The 20,362-nt window shown below is 41.3% G+C and carries 17 protein-coding genes; 9 read left to right on the forward strand and 8 right to left on the reverse strand.

The window, feature by feature from the left end; translation table 11 throughout:
- Window positions 1-36: 36 nt before the first annotated feature.
- Window positions 37-1,938 carry a tetratricopeptide repeat-containing sensor histidine kinase gene (locus DQW11_RS01410; RefSeq protein WP_113922198.1) on the forward strand — a complete coding sequence of 634 codons (1,902 nt, stop codon included), beginning with the start codon at window positions 37-39 and terminating at the stop codon, window positions 1,936-1,938.
- On the opposite strand, the gene DQW11_RS01415 is transcribed toward DQW11_RS01410, so the two are convergent.
- From DQW11_RS01415 to DQW11_RS01435, 5 genes are all read right to left on the reverse strand, one after another.
- Window positions 1,935-3,386 carry a TrkH family potassium uptake protein gene (locus DQW11_RS01415; protein WP_113922199.1) on the reverse strand — a complete coding sequence of 484 codons (1,452 nt, stop codon included), beginning with the start codon at window positions 3,384-3,386 and terminating at the stop codon, window positions 1,935-1,937. The genes DQW11_RS01410 and DQW11_RS01415 overlap by 4 nt on opposite strands.
- A gap of 1 nt (window position 3,387) precedes the next feature.
- A complete protein-coding gene (gene trkA, locus DQW11_RS01420) occupies window positions 3,388-4,734 on the reverse strand; it encodes a Trk system potassium transporter TrkA (RefSeq protein ID WP_113922200.1) in 1,347 nt (448 codons plus the stop codon).
- Window positions 4,735-4,835: 101 nt separating this feature from the next.
- Window positions 4,836-5,495, reverse strand: a complete 660-nt coding sequence (locus DQW11_RS01425; protein ID WP_113922201.1) for a tetratricopeptide repeat protein — start codon at window positions 5,493-5,495, stop codon at window positions 4,836-4,838.
- 195 nt (window positions 5,496-5,690) lie between these two features.
- On the reverse strand, window positions 5,691-6,941 hold the full coding sequence (locus tag DQW11_RS01430; RefSeq protein WP_113922202.1) for a DNA recombination protein RmuC: 1,251 nt from the start codon (window positions 6,939-6,941) through the stop codon (window positions 5,691-5,693).
- Entirely contained in the window at window positions 6,931-7,944 is a 1,014-nt protein-coding gene (locus tag DQW11_RS01435) for an alpha/beta fold hydrolase (protein ID WP_113922203.1), read from the reverse strand. The genes DQW11_RS01430 and DQW11_RS01435 overlap by 11 nt, the downstream gene beginning before the upstream one ends.
- A 132-nt stretch (window positions 7,945-8,076) precedes the next feature.
- Between DQW11_RS01435 and DQW11_RS01440 the strand changes: the two genes are divergently transcribed.
- From DQW11_RS01440 to DQW11_RS01455, 5 genes are all read left to right on the forward strand, one after another.
- A complete protein-coding gene (locus DQW11_RS01440) occupies window positions 8,077-9,168 on the forward strand; it encodes a DUF2891 domain-containing protein (protein ID WP_113922204.1) in 1,092 nt (363 codons plus the stop codon).
- Window positions 9,165-10,379, forward strand: coding sequence for an Nramp family divalent metal transporter (locus DQW11_RS01445; protein ID WP_113922205.1), 1,215 nt, complete (start codon window positions 9,165-9,167; stop codon window positions 10,377-10,379). Before DQW11_RS01440 ends, DQW11_RS01445 begins: the two co-directional genes overlap by 4 nt.
- A 218-nt stretch (window positions 10,380-10,597) precedes the next feature.
- Window positions 10,598-10,750: a hypothetical protein gene (locus tag DQW11_RS22160; protein WP_157965993.1), complete on the forward strand. Its 153-nt coding sequence runs from the start codon at window positions 10,598-10,600 to the stop codon at window positions 10,748-10,750.
- A 13-nt stretch (window positions 10,751-10,763) separates the two neighbouring features.
- Complete coding sequence (locus tag DQW11_RS01450) at window positions 10,764-12,179, forward strand: sensor histidine kinase (RefSeq protein ID WP_113922206.1); 1,416 nt, start codon at window positions 10,764-10,766, stop codon at window positions 12,177-12,179.
- A 1-nt stretch (window position 12,180) separates the two neighbouring features.
- The gene (locus DQW11_RS01455; RefSeq protein ID WP_113922207.1) at window positions 12,181-12,855 is read left to right on the forward strand and encodes a LytR/AlgR family response regulator transcription factor; all 675 of its coding nucleotides are present in this window, start codon (window positions 12,181-12,183) and stop codon (window positions 12,853-12,855) included.
- Window positions 12,856-13,130: 275 nt separating this feature from the next.
- On the opposite strand, the gene DQW11_RS01460 is transcribed toward DQW11_RS01455, so the two are convergent.
- Window positions 13,131-13,889: a 3-keto-disaccharide hydrolase gene (locus tag DQW11_RS01460; RefSeq protein ID WP_113922208.1), complete on the reverse strand. Its 759-nt coding sequence runs from the start codon at window positions 13,887-13,889 to the stop codon at window positions 13,131-13,133.
- Between the two features lie 171 nt (window positions 13,890-14,060).
- On the opposite strand from DQW11_RS01460, the gene DQW11_RS01465 reads away from it, so the two are divergent.
- From DQW11_RS01465 to DQW11_RS01475, 3 genes are all read left to right on the forward strand, one after another.
- Window positions 14,061-16,598: a M14 family zinc carboxypeptidase gene (locus DQW11_RS01465; protein ID WP_113922209.1), complete on the forward strand. Its 2,538-nt coding sequence runs from the start codon at window positions 14,061-14,063 to the stop codon at window positions 16,596-16,598.
- Window positions 16,599-16,945: 347 nt separating this feature from the next.
- Window positions 16,946-17,440, forward strand: coding sequence for a hypothetical protein (locus tag DQW11_RS01470; protein WP_113922210.1), 495 nt, complete (start codon window positions 16,946-16,948; stop codon window positions 17,438-17,440).
- Between the two features lie 93 nt (window positions 17,441-17,533).
- A complete protein-coding gene (locus tag DQW11_RS01475; RefSeq protein WP_113923158.1) occupies window positions 17,534-19,738 on the forward strand; it encodes a B12-binding domain-containing radical SAM protein in 2,205 nt (734 codons plus the stop codon).
- A 61-nt stretch (window positions 19,739-19,799) separates the two neighbouring features.
- Here the strand turns inward: DQW11_RS01475 and DQW11_RS01480 are convergent, their stop codons facing one another.
- Together DQW11_RS01480 and DQW11_RS01485 are read right to left on the reverse strand one after the other, a co-directional pair.
- Window positions 19,800-20,105: a type II toxin-antitoxin system RelE/ParE family toxin gene (locus tag DQW11_RS01480; RefSeq protein ID WP_232826646.1), complete on the reverse strand. Its 306-nt coding sequence runs from the start codon at window positions 20,103-20,105 to the stop codon at window positions 19,800-19,802.
- Window positions 20,102-20,326: a hypothetical protein gene (locus tag DQW11_RS01485; protein ID WP_113922211.1), complete on the reverse strand. Its 225-nt coding sequence runs from the start codon at window positions 20,324-20,326 to the stop codon at window positions 20,102-20,104. The genes DQW11_RS01480 and DQW11_RS01485 overlap by 4 nt, the downstream gene beginning before the upstream one ends.
- Window positions 20,327-20,362: the final 36 nt, after the last annotated feature.

The raw sequence follows: 20,362 nt of genomic DNA on the forward strand, positions 1-20,362 counted from the left end.
CGAACGATTTTTATTATTAGAGCAGAAAAATATTACATGTTGAAATCTTACCCACTTTCCTTTTTTCTTTTCATCCTGTTTTTTACGCCGACCATTTCATTCGGGAGTTATTTTGAGGAGTTTGGCACCAAAGCAGACAGTTTACTTTACCGCTATCAGAACGCAGATTCAGACAGGGAAAAACTCGATTTACTCTCAGAGTTGGTCAAAGTCATCCATTATTCTGATTCTGCCCAAAAGTATTATCCGGAGGCTATAAGACTAGCAAACAAGCTGGGGGACCATGAACTTGAAGCCCAAAATCTAAATAGATTGGGGGTTTATTACAGGAACATGAACCTTCAGGAAGAGGCCTTGAAGCTGTATGAGGAGGCTTTGGTGATCAGTCAAAAAAACAATAACCCTGTCCAGATTGGACACTCCCTGAATAACATCGGGCAGATCTATTTTTACAAGGACCTTTTTGAGGAGTCATTGGAGTATTACAAAACAGCCGAGGCAAACTTTCTAAAAGTAGACAACAAAGAAGGTCTGGCTTATAACTACACAGGTATGAGCCCGGTTTTGGGAGCATTGGGGAAAAATAAGGAAGCCTTAGAGGTCATCAACAAGGCCATAGCCATCCGTCAGGAACAGGGGAATGAAAGGCAGTTACTTGTTTCGAAATTCAACAGGTCAGTTCTTTTGATGTCCATGGGGGAATATAACAACGTGGAAGAAGACATTCTGAACCTTTACCATTATGGCATCACCTATGACAAAATAAGAGCCATCCATGCCTTGGAAAAACTTGTAGAATTGAACCTGGCGACAGGGAAAATTTCCCAAGCTGTCCAATTCGCTGAGGAAGCAAAAGCCCTTCACGGACAAAGACCCAACTCAGAATCGATTATCGAGATTTATGAGATGATGTACGAGTTGTATTTTGACAGGGGAAACACTGCTGAATCAAAAAATTACCTTGCCCTTCTTGAAGAAGAAAAGGAGATTTTAAGTGCCGAAAGGATCAAAAATTACCTTGCAGGTCTTACGATCAAAAAGCAAAAAGATGAAATAGCTGCTTTAAGCAGAGAAAATGAACTGATGCAGTCCAATCAGAAGTTCAAGATGTACATCACTTTTGCCCTGCTGATGTTGGCATTTTCATTATTTGTAGCTCTTTCCATTTATTATAGATCCTATAAAAAAGAAATATTTAATATCAGGAGACTTAAGGAAAAGCAATTAAAAATCGAAAGTCAGGCAGCAGAATTAAATAGGCTGAATATTGAAAAGGATAAAATATTTTCTATTCTCGCCCACGATTTAAAAGCCCCTTTGGATTCACTTTGGGGTATGGTAAAACTGATCAATGAGGATAATCTAAGTCAGGAAGAATTTGAATCCTATCTCCCTATCCTATCCCAAAATCTCGGAAATAATTCCATGCTGCTGGAAAATATCCTGATTTGGTCAAGGAGTCAGATGAGGGGTATGAATTCCCAATTTTCGACATTCAATCTTTATCAATTGGTTGAACAAAATATATCATTCCTCTCAGGATCAGGATATTATAAAGATCAGATTCTCGAAAATTACATACCAAAATCTATTGAAATCGAAGCTGATAAAACCATGCTTGAAATCGTAATCCGCAACCTTCTGACCAACGCAATGAAATTTACTAGTGCCCATGACAAGATCACCGTTGCTTTAGAGGAAGAAGATAGATTCTACACAGTATCGGTATCAGACCAGGGAATCGGCATGACTGAAGCCGGGTTGAGTAAATTGTTTGGGCATGATTTTTACACCACTTCAGGTACCCATCATGAAAAAGGTACTGGATTGGGTTTATTGCTCTCCAAGGAGCTTGTAGAAAAAAACAGGGGAGAAATCTGGGCAAAAAGCCAGATCGGTTCCGGTTCCACTTTTTGTTTTACCCTTCCAAAATCCTAATTGGCTCGCCAAAAATATGGAGTAAACAGGACCAGGATCGTAAATAACTCGAGCCTGCCAAGAAGCATTAGAAAGCTGAGAAATACTTTTGAAAAAGGGTCGAAAAAGGCGAAATTATCGACAGGACCAACCTTGCCAATTCCTGGACCGACATTTCCTAAACAAGTGGCAACAGCCCCAAAAGAAGTCAGGATGTCATAACCCATCAAAGAGATAATAACCGATCCGGTCACAAAGATCATCAGGTAAATCAGCAGGAAGTTCATGATATGTGTGATGATTTTTCCTGTGACCCTGTCTCCGTTAATTTTTAAAGGCACGACAGCACGAGGGTGGACGATTCTTTTGAATTCAAGCCAGCTATTTTTAAAAAAAGCCAGGTGTCTGACAAATTTGATCCCGCCTGCTGTAGATCCTGCACATGCTCCTAGAAACAACAGCATGAAAAACACCAAGGTCAATCCCGAACTGTATTGAGTGTAATCGGCCGTAATAAATCCCGTCGTGGTGATCAAAGACACCACCTGAAACAATGTGTCTCTAAAAGCTTTTTCAAGGTCATGCCCTGAATAAAAATAAATTGGAACAGTCAGGAAAAATGCAAAAGCTAGGATTGCACCTGTATATGCCTTAAACTCATCAGATTTCCACACCCGGTCAAATTTTCCAGTGAGGCCAAAATAGATTACTGTAAAATTTGTGCCTGCCAGAAACATAAACAAAATCGCAGTATAATCAATGAATGCGGAATCGTAAAAAGCTAAACTTGTGTTTTTGGTAGAAAATCCGCCTGTAGCCATCGCAGCCATGGCATGGTTGATGGCATCAAAAAATGTCATTCCTCCCAATTCAAACAGAATGGTACAAACCACCGTAAGACCCAGATAAATATACCAAAGTCTTTTAGCTGTTTCCCTGATCCTTGGGTGAAGTTTGTCAGAGGTGGGACCGGGAGATTCTGCGACAAACAATTCAATCCCACCGATTCCCAAGAGAGGAAAAATAGCCACTGTCAAAACTATTATTCCCAGGCCACCTATCCAATGTGTCATGCTTCTCCAAAAAAGAATTCCCTTAGGCAAAGATTCCACATCAGGAAAAATGCTCGCTCCGGTTGTCGTCAGACCTGATACCGTTTCAAATATTGCGTCACTGATGCTTGTGGCCGTTCCGCTTAGAAGGTAAGGCAACATTCCGAAAAATGACATCAAAAGCCAGCTCGTGGTGACAATGAGGTAACCTTCCCTTTTTCTGATATTCTTGTCTTGCTTGGCAAAGGAAAAAAACAAAATAACTCCGATTAAAAAGGAAGCAGAACCAGAGATTATCAAAGGAATATGGTCACCGCTTCCATAGTAAAATGAAAAACCAACTCCCGGCAACATCAAGAGGGAAAAAAGCATTAACAATGCTCCCATGATTTTACCAATGGCTTTGTAATGAATCATCTCAGTTAAGAAGTTTTTCGAGCAATGATTTTGCCGCAGGCAATGCCAATACGATTGCCTTGTCGTCTACTTGTAAAGTAAAATCTCCATCAGGGATGAATACTTCCTCTCCCCTGATAACACCGGCCACAATCGCTGTATTAGGAAAATGGAGTTCTTTTAAGGGTTTTTTTGTAAGTCGGTTGCCCTTGGTAATGACATATTGGATAATCTCTGCATCTACCCCGTAAATCCCTGAAACAGCCTCTACTTTCCCTTTTTTCAAAAATCTGGTAATCTGATTGGCAGCTACCAGTTTTTTATTGATCAATGAATCTACGCCGATACTGTGTGAAATGTGGATATACTCCCTTGTATCCACATGGGCAATGGTCTTGTAAACCCCGTGGTTTTTAGCACTTAGGGAGGTGATGATATTGGTTTCGGAAGATTCAGTAAGTGAAATAAATGCCTCCATCTGTTCCAAACCTTCTTCTATCAAAAGTTCGATATTTTTGTAGTCTCCATTGATAATCAGGGTGTTATTCAATCTTTCAGAGAGCCATTTGCAGCGCTCTTTGTCTCTATGAACCAGTGTCACTCTAAATTCTTCCTCTAACTTCAATGCTGTGGCATACGCCATGTCATCTCCGCCAATGATCATGATATTTTTGATAGTGACTTTTTTCTCTCCCAATAACTCAATGATGGATTCAACAGCTTTCTTGTTAGAAATAAAAAATACGTGGTCATTGTTGCGGATAACTGTATTTCCTCTCGGGATTATCGTGATCTGATCCCTCACTATTGCCACGATCCTAATATCCCCAAACAACGGGATGTCCTTCATATCAGAAATCTTTTTATTAAAAAGTGGGCTATATTGATCCAAAGATATCCCGACAATGTTAAGTTTTCCGCCTTCAAATTCAAATACCTCCGTAAAAGTCGAATTTTTGATCATCCGGTATATTTCACCGCTGCAAAGCATCGTGGGTGAAATGATATTGTCAATCCCGATATTTTTAAAGTAAATCTCATGCTCAGGTTCTAGGTAGTCATGGTTACGAACCCGGGCAATGACTCTTTTTGCTCCCAATTGCTTTGCTAAGGTAGCTGCTACAATATTGGTTTTCTCTGAGGTCGTCACAGCCATAAACATATGGGTATCCTTCAGATTTGCGCTGTTAAGAATTTCTAGGGAGGTAGCATCTCCCATGATGGTCATGACGTCGAGATGCGAAGCAGCATTGTCCAATGCATCTTTATCAACATCAATAAGGGTAATATCCTTGTTTTCATAACTTAGTTGCTCGGCTAGATGGTAACCCATATCTCCGGCTCCTGCAATGACAATGTTCATTCCCATTTGATAATTTCAATAAAAGTCAGGGGTGTGAAAGCTTTTCCTGTCCAAATCGGGCAAAAGGTATGATGTTTTGTATCTAAGCGCAATAAGAAATAGTTTTTTTATTTACAAAAGGATTGGAGGTACTTATCGGTTTGTTTGTTTCCAAGTCTTTTGGCCTCATTCCAATCCTCACAGGCTGTTTTTGTATTGTCAAGCTTATAATGAGAGAAACCCCTGTTTGTCAATACGTCTGCATTTAATGGGCTCAATTTCAAAGCATAATCGTAATCAGGGATAGCTTTGGCATGTTGGTTGGTTTTCAGGTAGCAATTGCCCCTGTTGAAATGGTAGGCCCAAACGAGTTCAAATTCCTCACCATTGATTTTGCTATATTTGATGGCTTCAGAATATGCCTGAATTGCCTCTGAAAAGCGGTTTTCTTTCTGCAGAATATTGCCCAAATAATACGCCATTTCATCGTCCTCTTCAAATATCAAAAGCCCTTCACGAAGTGTCTTGATTACTTTTTCCTTTTTGGATTCCAATTGACTTCCTGCTCTGTAGAAGTTTAAATAGGCCGCATGGTAGGAAGGGTCATTCACAATGACCTGCTCCAAAATCCTTGCTGCACTTTCATAATTTCCCTTGGAAATCATGTCTACAGCAGTATTGTTGATTTCAATAGAATTTCCCCTGACTTCCGCATCTACCTCAAATATTTGCTGCGCAAATGAAACCTGCGTAACAAATAGAAAAATTATCAAACTCCAATACTTCATTTTAATCGTGTTTATTCAAAGGTAAAATGTATGTACGCAATGATGCCTGTAGATAGGATATCCATTTTAATTCTTGTCAACGGACTTATTTGCCGGGAACTTCGGTCTTCGGTCTTCCGTCCAGACTGAAGAAGAATATAGGGTTACAGGCAAAGAAGCGTATATCCAATAAAATCCGTGAAATTAACAATCAATTCATTCCAATAGTTTTCTTCCCTCCTCCTCGGGTATTATTTCCACATCCTTTAGCTTTCTCTGAATTACCCTCGTCCTTGTCCCGACCAATTCATCCAAATCAGTATGTGCTTCAAAAATTTTCTTTTGGGCTTTGCTGATCAGGTCTCCAAATTTGGAAAATTCGGATTTGACTGCACCCAATACTTTCCATACTTCACTGCTTCTTTCCTGAATTGCCAAAGTCCTGAAACCCATCTGAAGGCTGTTCAGCATAGCAGCCAATGTAGTCGGTCCGGTGATGATGATTTTGAAGTCTTTTTGCAGGGATTGGGCAAGATTGGGTTCACGGAGAACTTCTGCATACAGACTTTCCATCGGAAGGAAAAGCATGGCAAAATCGGTGGTAAAGGGTGGATGAAGATACTTTTGGCTTATATCCTGGGCGGCTTTCCGGATGGCTTTGAAGAGTTCGGCCCTTGCCAAATCTATGATAAGCTTGTCTCCGGTATCATAGGCATCCTGAAGCCTGTAAAAAGTCTCTTGCGGAAATTTGGCATCAATCGGAAGGTAAACCGGCCCGTCTTCCTTGCTTCCGGGCATTTTGATGGCAAACTCCACGCGCTCCGGATTCCCCTTTTTGACCGAAACATTACTTGCATACTGTTCGGGGGAAAGGATATTTTCCAAAATCCCATGCAATTGGTATTCTCCCAACACTCCCCTGCTTTTGACATTACTCAGCACCCGCTTGAGGTCACCCACTCCGGTTGCGAGGTTCTGCATTTCCCCAAGTCCTTTTTGCACAGCCAATAGTTGATTGGTCACCAACTCGAATGATTGGCCCAATCTGGCCTCCAAGGTCTTCTGCAATTTTTCATCGACAGTTTCCCTCATTTTGTCAAGCCGCTCTTCAGTAGATGCCAACATCCTTTCCTGTTTGAAGATCAGGTCTTGGAATTTTTCTCTTTGCAGTTCATTGAATTCTTTGACATTCTCTCTGAAAATCCTTCCAAAATCCTTCAAAACCTCAGATTGTTCTTTCGAATTTGCCCGAAGAGAGTCGAACACCAATCCAAACTGACGCAGCAATCCTTCTTGTATTTCGGTTCTATTGGCTGACATCTGCTGTGCGAATTCCTGCTTTAATTGATTCAAAGCCAATTGATTGGAATCCTTGTCTGAATTTTGGGTTTGGGTTTTGATGACTAAAAAAATAATCAGTAAAAACTGACCTATAGAAAGAGAAATCAATAAGGTTTCAATGGACATGGCTTAAGAATTTTGGGGTGGAAAAGTAATGCCTTTCTACCTGAATCCCCAAGAAAGACAAGTATTCCGAGACAGTCTCTGTCGGTATTTCTTCCATAGGAACATGCCCTGCATTTTCAAAAACCTTCAATTTGGAACCGGGAATGGCTTCCGCGAGCAATTCTCCGTTTTGTAAGGGAATCCAATTGTCATGTTTTCCCCACATAATCAGCACAGGCATAGTCAGCTTTTCAAAATCCACGTCGTAAGGTTTCCTTGTGGTCAACCTGTCCAAAGTAGCCTGACGGTTTCCTTCCATTCTCAAAAGTTCGTAATACCTGGTCAACATCTCATCTGTGATTTTGGAATGGTCATAAAAGACCTGCTTGAGGTTAAGTCCAAAAATGAATTTTGGAGTGCATTTGAGCAAAAGTTTATTGAAAATAGGATTTTGGGCTACTTTAAATATCATAGCTCCTGAGTTGTAGGATTTGCTTTGGGCGGTGTCAGTTTTAGTTTTGATCCTTGCACCGGATGAATCGATCAAGTTCAGTGTCAAAATCCTGTCAGGTTGGTCTGAAGCCATTTTTAGCGCTACTCCTCCGCCCATACTGTTGCCTGCTACATGGAATTCATCCAAACCCAATTGATCAGCAATGCCAAAAACCAGGTTGGAATAATCTTCAATACTATATCTTTTTTGGATATCCGGACCGGTAAGACCATGACCCGGCAGGTCCATGGAGATGGTCATGAAAAACGGGCTTAACTCATTTTCCCAAGCCTCCCAAGTATGGAGAGATGAAAAACTCCCATGGATCAAAAAGATCGGTTCTCCTTCTCCCCTGACCTTCACGTGAACGTTTACACCATCCACCATCAAGAAAACGGAGTTTTCATCGCTGTATTTTCCTATCAGTTCCTCGGGAGCAATGTCACCTCTGTAGGAGGCCAATAAAACAAGGATTACAGCCAAAACAAGGAATAAAATGACCTTAAGCAACTTGAGAATAAATCTTTTCATGAATTTTTGCTGGGATAATCTTCAGGCAAAATATCAAAAATCAAGCTATTTATAACCCGAGAAAGCCAAATAAATGAGCCAATCTGAAAAAATCACCTTTATCCATTATATTCAAAATCCAAAACCATCGACATGATCAGATCTTTGTTCTTATTGCTTTTCCTGGCAGGCTTTCTTTTGTCCTGTCAGCCAAAAAAGGAAACCCCCGAAATCCCCGACCCCATACGCCTGACAGAAGCTGAAGCCAACAGACTTTCAAAACTTCCGCTGCATTGTATGCAAACCGAATATCCCAATAAACTCAATCAAACTTTGGGAAATGAATCTGAACTGAAAGGCCCAAAAGCACTTCATCCCGCATTTTATGGCTGCTTTGACTGGCATTCAAGTATGCATGGTCATTGGATGTTGGTGAGTCTTCTGAGACAATTCCCCGACTTAGAAAATGGAGAAGAAATCAGAAGGAAATTATTGGAAAATATCAGCGCAGAAAACATTGCTGTAGAAGTCGCCTACTTTAAAGGCCCTTCTGATCCGGGTTTTTCTAGGACTTACGGTTGGGCTTGGATGCTGAAACTCGCAGAGGAAATCCATCTTTGGGATGATCCTTTGGCAAGGGAACTGGAAAAAAACCTACAGCCATTGACAGACCTCATGGTGGAAAAGTACCTTGAGTTTTTGCCAAAACTCATTTATCCCATCAGAGTTGGTGAGCATACCAATATTGCCTTTGGATCGTCATTGGCTTATGATTATGCCAAAACATTGAATCACGTTGGCCTGCAGGAATTGATTAAATCCAGGGCTTTGGACTGGTTTTCTAAAGATGAAAATTGCCCTTTGGTATATGAACCAAGCGGTTTTGACTTTTTGTCTCCATGCTTTCAGGAATTGGATATCATGAGGAAAGTGATGCCCAAAGAAGATTTTCGACCTTGGGTCAAACAATTTTTACCCCAATTGTCGAATACTGATTTTGCTTTGGAACCAGGAAAAGTCAGTGACCGAACAGATGGTAAATTGGTTCACCTTGACGGACTTAACTTCAGCAGGGCTTGGGTGCTGTATGGTTTGATCAAAGATTATCCTGAGGAATATGGCCACCTGATGCAGGTAGCCAACATGCACATCAATTATTCCCTTCCTTCTATTGTCGATGACAATTATGAAGGAACGCATTGGTTGGGCAGTTATGCAATATATGCTTTGCAGCAGGCGCCATGAGTTGGAGGAAATACATAGGTCCCGGGCCGGTTGTTGCAGCCGCTTTCATCGGGCCGGGTACGGTTACAGTCTGCACCCTCGCCGGAGTCGACTTTGGTTTTGACCTTCTTTGGGCCATGGCCTTGTCTGTGATCGCGACAATTGTTCTTCAGGAAATGGCAGCAAGGATAGGATTGGTTACCCAAAAAGGATTGGCTTCGGTCATTTCAGAAACCCTTCAAAAAGGAATCCTCCGTTACTTCTCCATTTTCCTTGTGATGACTGCCATTGTTTTGGGGAATGCCGCTTACGAAGCCGGAAATATCAGTGGTGGGGCGTTAGGTATCGAGTTATTCGTCCAAGCTCCGGTCTTGAATTTGGGAAATTTTCAGGTAAACATTTTAAACATGCTTATCGGGTCACTCGCTTTAATTCTTTTGCTGACAGGCAGTTATAGTACTATCAGCAATTATTTGACCGGTTTGGTGATTTTGATGAGCATTGCGTTTTTGGGAACGGCAATTTGGTCCAAGCCCAACTTTCTGGAATTGCTTTCGGGCTTCCAACCCGCAATAAATCCTGAAAACATCTTTACCATAGTCGCCTTGATAGGAACGACTGTCGTGCCTTATAACTTTTTTTTGCATTCTTCCCTGATTTCCCAAAAATGGAAAACCATCCAAGATCTCAAATATATCAGGGTTGACACCCTGATTGCTGTCATTATGGGCGGATTGGTTTCTATGGCGATTATTGTTACTGCCAAAGCCGGATCTGCTACCGAAGTCAATTCAGCAGTTGATTTGGCCATTGGGTTGGAACCTTTGATGGGCAAAATGGCCAAATACTTTATGGCTTTTGGATTGTTTGCTGCAGGAATCACCTCTGCGATCACAGCACCGTTGGCAGGTTCCTTGGTTATTGCCGGAAGCTTTGGCTTATCCACTGACCTCAAAAGTTTTCCTATGCGGATCAGTATTGTAGGGATTTTGGGTTTGGGTTTGGTATTTTCTTCATTTGGGATCAAACCGATCCAACTGATTCTCTTTGCGCAACTGGCAAATGGCGTTTTGCTTCCCTTATTGAGTGGATACATCCTCTGGTTGGTCAATAAAAAATCTGTAATGGGAACTCACACCAACGGAGTATGGATGAATATTTTGGCCTTCGCAATCTGGCTGATCACGTTATTGCTGGGTGGTATGAGTGTTTGGAAGGTGCTAGGAGGTTGAAAGGTTGGAAAATTGAAAGATTGGAAGATTGCAAAATTTCCCCTGCAAACTGTCACTCTTTACTAAAATCTGATACTGTTAACTGAAAACTGCGACTGACCACTGCCAACCTAGACTGGCAACTGCATTTCCACCCCAAATTCAAACGGCTTCATCACATTTTTTTGTGGTGCTTTATTTTCAGGCTTATCCTTGTCAAAGAATCGACAACCTAAACCATGAAATCAAAAACTCCCTATTTCATTTTATTGATAGCAGCCATATTATATAACATTTGGCTGATTGGAAAAGCGGAAGAAGAAAAACAAAAACTCAAAGCCACAAATGGGATTTCGGTCCCGAAAAAAAACCTACCCAATCAAAATAATTAAGAAAACTAATCCCATGAAAGAAAAACCTCTACCCTTTAGACAAATAGAATGGTGGGTTATGACAATATTGTTTGTCACCATTATTTTAGCAAACATTTTCCAAACCAACTTCTACTATTTTGAACCGAATGGACCGGAACTTACAAGGTATTTTGCCAAAATCCTGATACCTGTAATACTTTTCCTTTCCTTCTTCCTGCACCATCAGATCTTGATTCCGGGCAAAGAAACCAGAAAACGGAAATCGGTCTACTACCTTTACTCTTTCTTAATCCTTTTGATGTCCTTCCTTTTTGTGGGCGGATTTTCAATGATGGGCGACCTTGCCCAAAACTTCGCTGCACCCTATTATTTCAGTTCGGTGGGTCTATATATTGGATACATTTTGCTGTGTGACGTGATTGAACAGATTTTTCCTGCAGGAGAAACGAAGGACTTCAAGCCCTATAACATTGTGCGGATGGTGACGATTTTTGCTTTTGCGATGTTGTTTCTGTTTGGCATGCAGGAAATCATCGAGGGCTGGATTCCGCTTAGCTACACCATTGCGATCCCTGTGATGCTTGGCATTGTGCTCTATAATTACTTCTTCATATACCGAAACAGAAAGAAAGAAAGGAACAAGCTTGCCAATTCTCTATTTGTTTTGTTGATTTTGGCCTTGGGATTATTCTTTTTCATCTTAGCGATTGAAAACCGGAATATAGGCATTTTGATCATCGGTCTTGCGGTGGTAATATTTGTAGCCGGCCTGCTTATCCCCTTTTCCAACCTGCTCTTCAAAAAATATGACCACCTTTTAGGTCAGATAAATACGCTTAGCTACAGGGTTGACGAAGGTTCAGCCAAACTCTCCTTACTCAGGATGCAGATCAATCCCCATTTCCTATTTAATATCCTGAACACACTTTATGGAACAGCCTTGCAGGAAAACGCAGAAAGGACTTCTGAGGGAATCCAAAAGCTCGGAGACATGATGCGCTTTATGCTTCATGAAAACAGCTTGGACAAAATCCCGCTTGCAAAAGAAAAGGAATACCTGATCAATTATGTTGATTTGCAGGTATTACGCATCAAATCCCATGACAATGTGGACATTGATTTTAGGCATAATCCTGAAAACTGTACAGGGGATATCGCGCCGATGTTACTTATCCCTTTTGTGGAAAATGCATTTAAGCACGGAATCAGTTTCCAAAAGAAATCATGGGTCAAAATCAGCCTGCGTTGTACGGATGGAACCATCCATTTGGACGTCAACAACAGTATCCACCGTAGCCATGAAGATGACCCTGAATCCAAGTCGAACGGTATAGGCTTAGACAATGTCAAACAGCGTCTCCAACTCCTGTATCCGGGGAAACATGAACTTGTCATTCGGGAAAACGAAGTGGAATATTTTGTACATTTAACCATAAAACGCTCCTGATATGCTTCATGCTATAGCCATAGACGATGAACCGATGGCCCTCGAGGTAATCAAAGCCCATGCAGCCAAAGTGCCTTTCTTGGATTTGCGCAAGGTATTCACAGATGCAATCCTTGCCTTGGATTATATCAGAAGCGAGCAAGTGGATCTGATTTTCCTTGATATCAAAATGCCGGATATCTCTGGGCTGGAACTCGCCGCTTTGATTCCGAAAGACACCATGGTCATTTTCACTACAGCTTACTCAGAGCACGCTGTGATCAGTTTCGAATTGGATGCGAAGGATTACCTGCTCAAACCTTTCAACCTCGGGAGGTTTTTAAAAGCCTGCCAAAAAGCACAGGAATGGCATGAACTGAAAAAAGGAAATGCCGCGGGGACCATGTTTGTCAAAACAGGATATGAGCAGATAAAGGTCAATTTCGACGAATTACTCTTTTGTGAAGCAAATGGCAACTATGTGAATTTCCAACTCCCAAAAGATAAGATCCTCAGTAGAATGACCCTGGCAGAAGTCGAAAAAATCCTGCCTTCCAATTTTGTCAAATCCCACCGTTCTTTTTTGGTGAACATCCAACATGTTCAAAAAATCGAAAGGCACCAATTGACTGTAGGTGATAAGCTCGTCCCTATCAGTGTCAGTTACCAAGAAGGATTGATGGATAGGTTGAAGTAGGTGGGAAGATGGGAAGTTGGGAAGAAAAAGACCGATGACCGATGACCGATGTTTGGGATGAGAGAAAGAATAAAAAGCATTTGATATTTGAAGGTATTGTTGGAAGAATGGCAAGAAAACAGAAAACCTATCCTTGTCACTTCGACCAGAGGGAGAAGTCTTTTAAATATGAGAAGTTGGAATTAGGAGTAATGAAGTCGTAAAAAAAAGTCGGATGACAGATGACCGATGCTGTGGATTTTCATCGGTCATCGATCATCGGTCATCCGACACTTTTACAACTTCCTCACCCATATATTCCTGTAGCTAACCAAATCTCCATGATCCTGGAGTTCAAGCGGCATTTCAGTAGCATGGGCTTTGTAATTAGGAATTCCGATATATTCTGTTGGACCTTTGATTTCTACATTATTCTGTACCAAAATCCCGTTGTGAAGCACAGTCACTCGTGCAGGAGAGACCAACATGCCATCCGCATTAAACTTTGGAGCGGTAAAAATTACATCATAACTGTTCCATTCTCCCGGCGCTTTCATCGCATTGACCAAAGGAGGATGTTGCTTGTATATACTTCCTGCCTGACCGTTGGAATAGGTTCTGCTTTCATATGAATCCAAAACCTGCAATTCATACAAAGACATCAAGAAGATTCCGGAATTTCCTCTACCCTGACCTTCACCTTTGATTACAGTAGGTGCCGACCATTCGATATGAAGCTGCATGTCACCAAAACCTTGCTTGGTTTTAATTGCACCTGTTCTGGGAGTTACTATAAATGCACCGTTTTCGACTTTCCATTGTGGGACACTTCCATCCTTTGAACTGACAAAGTTATCAAGGCTCTTGCCATCAAAAATGACAATCGCATCAGAAGGTGCTTGACCCATTTGGGCAGCAGCCGTCACTTTTCTCGGAACAGGTTCCCAAAATTCAGTGGCTTCTGGTGGAAGTTTGATGTCTTTTTGTTGGGCAAAAAGAGGCATTGAAGCCATCAGGGCAATCATTGTCAGAGAGGCTTGGAAAAGCTTTTTCATAGGTTATTTGGTTTAATTGTTGTTTTTGATTTCAGGAATCCAAGAATGGATTCAATTTTGAATTTCTTTCAAGTTCCAAATTAAGCCAATTCGCAAGCTTTCAAAAGCCGTTGATGGATTTTTGGTTTGGCTTGTGCTAGCTTACAGGTAATTTCCTCCAAATTTAAACCTATGCAAAAGAAACTGCTACTGATAACTTTGCTCTTGCTCCATATATATTCTGCAAAAGCCCAAAAGGAATATTATTTTCCAGGAGAAACTTTCTCCAATGATATTCCAAGTCCATACTCCTATTTGGGTTACCACGTTGGGGAATGGCATACCCGATACGACCGCCTTGTGGGATATTTTCAGTTGTTGGCTGACAAATCGGATATGGCAGAGCTTGTCACCATCGGCTATACCAATCAGCTGAGGCCATTGGTCGTCTTGGTGATCAGCAAAAAAGAGAATATTTCAAACTTGGAATCTATCCGGACTAACCACCTCAAATTGGTTGACCCAACCTTGCCCATGCCTGATGTCAGTGGCATGCCGGCCATCGTCAACCTTGCCTACAGCGTCCATGGAAACGAACCTTCTGGTGGAGAAGCTTCCATCTTGACAGCTTATTGGCTTTTGGCTTCGCAAAGTGACCTTGCCAAAGAAATCAGAAACAATGCCGTGGTCATGATAGATCCCGCCATCAATCCTGACGGAAGGGACAGACATACCAATTGGGCAAACATGCACAAAGGTTCGCCGCCTGTTGCAGATCCTTTAGACAGAGAACATAATGAAATATGGCCTTCAGGACGCGTTAACCATTATTGGTTCGATTTGAATAGGGATTGGTTGCCTTTGGCACAGGTGGAATTACAAACCAAAATCGCTTGGTACCATACCTGGTATCCAAACGTGGTGGGGGATTTTCACGAAATGGGAACCAATGCCACCTACTTCTTCGAGCCTACCAAACCTTTTGGCAGTGAAAATCCTGTGATTCCAAGAAAGAATTATGATGAAATCAATAACAAGTTTGCGGCCTATTTTGCAAAGGCTTTGGATGATATCGGTAGTTTGTATTGGACCAAGGAAGTTTTTGACAACAGCTATCCAGGATATGGATCTACCTATCCGGATATTCAGGGAGGATTAGGGTTGGTATTTGAACAAGCGAGTTCGCGAGGTCATATCCAAAGCTCTCAGCGTGGCGATATTACCTTTCAATTTACGATACGGAACCAACTCAAAACTTCCATTGCCACCATGGAAGCCGGTGTCAAGGAAAGGGAATACATGCACAAATACTTGCGCGAATATTTCCAAACTGCGATCACTGAAGCAGGAAAAGACAAAGCCAAAGGGTATATTTTTGGAGATGAGTCAGACGATTCCCGAAATAGACTTTTCTTAAAGTTATTGTTAGATCATAAAATCAAAGTACTTGAAAATGATAAAGATATAAGCTCAGAAGGAAAGTCATTTAAGAAAGGAAAATCCTGGATTGTTCCTACATCCCAACCACAATACAGGATGGTAAGATCGATGTTTGAAAAGGTGACGACATTTTCAGATTCGGTATTTTATGACGCTTCCTCCTGGACCATGGCCTTGGCCTATGGCATGCCTTACGCCACGCAAACAGTTGTTAGCGGAAAAGAAATGAAAGAATTGCCAAGCCAAAACTTGACCTTCCCGGCCGATGGGAAGTACGTTGCTTACTTGGTGGATTGGTCTGATTATTTTGCTGCCAAATTCCTGCACCTTATACAGGCAGCAGGAGTCCATGTCGAAGTCACGGCACAAACTTTTACTTCAAATACAGATCAAGGTTCAAAGGAATTCTCCTCAGGTTCATTGGTCATTCCAACGGCTTTCCAAAAACTTTCTCCGGAAGAATTGAGAAAAGCATTGAAAGAAGCAGCAGACTTGGCAGGCCAAAATGTGTTTGCGAGTACGACAGGATTCAGTCTGAAAGGCATTGACTTGGGTAGCGGCAGTATTTCAGCCATCCAAAAACCAAAAGTTCTCATGCTTGTCGGTCAGGGAACATCCCAATATGAGGCTGGGGAAATATGGCACCTGATGGATACCAAAGTTGGAATGCCAATTACAAAAGTGGATTTGGGATTGTTTGGCAGGGTGAATCTGTTTGATTACAACACTTTGATCCTTCCTTCAGGAAAATATGCTAGTCTTTCAGCACCGCAAGTTGCACATTTGAAAGATTGGCTTTCAAGAGGAGGAACCATCATTTCCATGCGGACAACAAGTCAATGGCTCCAAAGTCAGGGAATTGTTCAGGAAGAATTTGTTGCAGCCGAAGAAGCAAAAGGACCTGAATCCGTTCCATTTGCAGATTCGAGGAACTTATCCGGAGCGCAGGAAATCGGCGGAAGCATTTATTTGGGGAAATTGGACATTACCCATCCTTTGGGTTTTGGGTACAAAAACTCAGAAATTCCTGTTTATAGAAATACAACTCTTTTCTTCAAACCATCCAAAAACAAGTCCCAAACACCGGTCAGGTATACTGCAAATCCATTATTGGGAGGATATGTTTCTCCGACAAACCTTGAAAAAATCAAGCAGAGCTCCAGTGTCTTGGTTTCTTCGGTTGGACAAGGAAGGGTAATTCACTTTTTCGACAACCCGAATTTCCGCGGTACATGGTTTGGGACAAACAAGCTGTTCTTCAATGCCATCTTCTTTGGGGATAAGATTTAGGAAGTCCATGGCTATCAGTCCATAGTCCACAGCCACTTCAATTAAACTTCAATCCGAGTATTATTTGGTGGCGTGATAAATAACATACTTGTTAGGATTGAGGAGGAAAAAGCATAAAGGCAAAAGTGAGATTATTTCTTGCTTTTGCCTTTTTTATTCCCATTTCGCATGGTGTGAATCTGATATAATTTAGGCTGTTTTTGATATTAGTGATTTTAAGGTTTTGTCTTACAATGGCCTTTAAAGCAGCGGATTATTAATTTTATTCAATAAAAAAGCCCTTAAATAAGGTAATGGTTATACAACTTATACTTAAATTAAGCGTTGTTTGAGCAAGAACGGTGACCATGAAAAATATTTTGTACTCACTTCTTTCTATTTTGGTATTGGCTTCTTGCGAAAAAGAAGACCCCAACAGTCCAGATAACATCCTTAATGGTACTTGGGAAAAAATCGAAATTGTTACCCCTCATCTTGGAACAAAGCTTTCCAAAGATGAAATAGGGTACAGTGAGGAATATGAATTTTTCAGGAATGGCACTTTTACGAAATTTAATTCCAAAACGGGAGTCACTTTTTCAGGAAGTTTTAAGTTTAAAGCTCCGGGGGAAAATCAGGTAGACGAAATCCGTACTTATATCTATCTGTATTTTCCTCTAACCTATTCACAAACACAAGATTTAGCCGAGGAGGTTCCTTGTTGGACTTGTGTTAACCTGGGACCGTATTTTTATGGTTGGGGTCCTACAGAAAGAATGATCCTTTACACCAACAACAGTTTGGTCAATCCAGGCCCATGTTGTTTCAAGGATTTGCCGATTTACTATTACAGCAAAAAATAATTCATTAATTATACTTTTGCCTTTTTACTATTGCATTCATTTTTTCCTCTTCTCTATAAAAAAATCACCAAATTTGTATCAAATTCAAATTCAGTGTCCAAATCAATTCTCCTTCTTACGCCTCCCTTTACCCAACTCAATACCCCCTACCCGGCGACTGCTTATATCAAAGGGTATCTGAATACGATAGGGAAAAAATCTTTTCAAAGTGATTTGGGCATCAAAGTTATCCTGAAAATTTTTTCAAAAGAAGGTTTAACCAAAGTATTTCAATCTATTGAAAATAAAGGAGTTAAAAATTATTCCACTAACATCCAAAGGATAGTCAAATTACAGAAAGACTACCTGCATACCATTGATCCTGTCATCCGATTCCTGCAGTTTGACAATCCCACATTGGCCTATAACATCTGTGACGGCGACTTCCTGCCACAGGCCTCCCGCTTTGACCAATTGGATGATTTGGATTGGGCATTTGGGACTATGGGCATCCAAGACAAAGCAAGGCATTTCGCCACTTTGTACCTCGAAGATATTGGGGATTTGATCAGCGAAGCCTTGGATCCGCACTTTGGTTTCAGCCGGTATGCTGAGCGCTTGGGAAGGTCGGCGACTTCATTTGATGCTTTGAATGAGGCATTGGAAGGTCCCGAATCTTTTACCGATCAGTTTTTAATGGAGGAATTGGAAAAACTGATCCAAGAAACCGATCCTTATTTTGTATGCCTTTCTGTTCCTTTCCCCGGAAATCTTTACGGCGCTTTGCGATGTGGGAAATTCATCAAGACCAATTATCCCCATATCAAAGTTGCTATGGGAGGCGGTTATCCCAATACTGAACTCCGGTCAATCAATGAGCCTCGGGTATTTAACTTTGTGGACTTCATCACTTTAGATGATGGAGAAAGGCCCCTCACCTGTCTTTTGGAGCATTTGGATGGAGAAAGAAGCCTTGACCAACTCAAAAGAACCTTTGCCTTGGTCGATGGAAAAGTCACCTACCTCAATGGCGCTAAAAATACTGACATCCCTTTTAGCCAAACAGGGACGCCTGATTATTCGGGTTTACCTCTAAACAAATACCTTTCAGTCATCGAAATTGCCAATCCGATGCACCGCCTTTGGTCGGATGGCCGGTGGAACAAGCTGACGATGGCACATGGCTGCTATTGGAAGAAATGCTCCTTCTGTGATGTGACCTTGGATTATATCAAAAATTACGAACCGATCAGTGCCAACATCATCTGTGACCGGATTGAGGAATTGATTGCACAGACAGGAGAAACGGGCTTTCACTTTGTGGATGAAGCAGCCCCTCCTGCCCTGATGCGGGAATTGGCGATCGAAATCCTGAAGAGAAACCTCAAAATCACCTGGTGGACCAATATCCGCTTTGAAGAAAGATTTACTTACGACCTTTGCCGGTTGCTGAAAGCATCGGGCTGTATTGCCGTATCTGGAGGTTTGGAAGTGGCGTCAGACAGGTTGCTGCAGATGATGCAAAAAGGCGTCACTGTATCCCAAGTAGCACGTGTGGCAAGGAATTTCACAGAATCAGGTGTAATGGTCCATGCTTACCTGATGTACGGTTTTCCGACACAGACTGCCCAAGAAACCATTGACAGCCTGGAGATGGTCAGACAACTCTTCATGAACAATATCCTGCAATCCGGATTTTGGCATTTGTTTGGGATGACATCCCATGCACCGATAGGTATTGATCCGGGCGCATTTAAGGTTGTCCGTACCGGACCTGAAAAAGGCCTTTTCGCCGACAACGACCTGAGTCATGAGGATCCCAATGGTGCTGACCATGAACTTTTTAGCGAAGGCCTTAAAAAAGCCCTTTTCAATTACATGCATGGGATTTGTTTTGATTTTCCGCTTCAGGAGTGGTTTGATTTCAAAATCCCAAAAACATCCGTTTCTCCCAATTTCATCTTCAATGCCATTCAGATCGAGACAGGCAATGTCCTGAAGCCCAATGCCAAATTGATTTGGTTGGGAAATGAACCGGAACTGGAAAGAACTGCTTTTGTGAAAAAAGGCAAGAAAACAGAATTGTGGCCTTTGGTGATTGAAAACAAGAATGGAACCGATGAAATTTTGGTTAGGCAGGAAGAAGGAGAATGGCTGGAAACAATTCTTCGGGATATCACACCCAAACTTGGGAAAAAAGAGATGACCTTTGCCGAATTTGAAGAGAAATACGTGGCAGCAAACTTGGGAGATTTTGACCGCTTCTTAGGTTCCAAGGTTTGGAGATCGCTGTTGGAATATGGATTGGTGTTGGTTTGATTAAATTTTTCAAGTTCCCTTTATTTATATCTACCAAAAAAATTGTTGGAAATAAAAGCATTTAAAAATTCTTAGGTTCTCGTTTTACATGCCGAACTCGTAAAATATTGATTTCTAGGGGTGTGACTTTGTAAGTTATTCGTAAAGAAAATTTTTCAAAAGCCCTGTAGCTACCATCGTTGTTGATCTTAAATACGTCCTTAGGGAACTTTTCAGGATGGTCAATCAAACTATCCACAACTTTCATTATTCCAGTTTTTACCTCTTCAGCGTTTTGAAGGGAATCTTCTTTAATTCGGTCAATTGCTTTCTTAAAGTATTTGATAGCATTATTGTTCCAAACTACTATTGGAGTAAGGTTTTTCACCACTGTTTCATTTGGCTTTTAAGTTCTTCATGAGTGGTAAAATCCCCCGAATCGATTTCCTTTTCGGCTTCAAGAAGTTCATGATTGTATTGCTCAATGCTAATTCGCCCTTCATTTTTCATCCCGTAGTGCAGGACAGCTTTAATCGCTTTTAGCAATGAAATGTCTTCAACCTCCTGAAGTTCCCTTATAATTAATTCACGTTCAGCTTTAATGTCCATGTCTTTTTATTTAAAACTAAATTAGGAAAATTATTC

The organism is Cognataquiflexum aquatile (assembly GCF_003316845.1).
In the GTDB taxonomy this organism is placed as follows: Bacteria; Bacteroidota; Bacteroidia; order Cytophagales; family Cyclobacteriaceae; genus Cognataquiflexum; species Cognataquiflexum aquatile.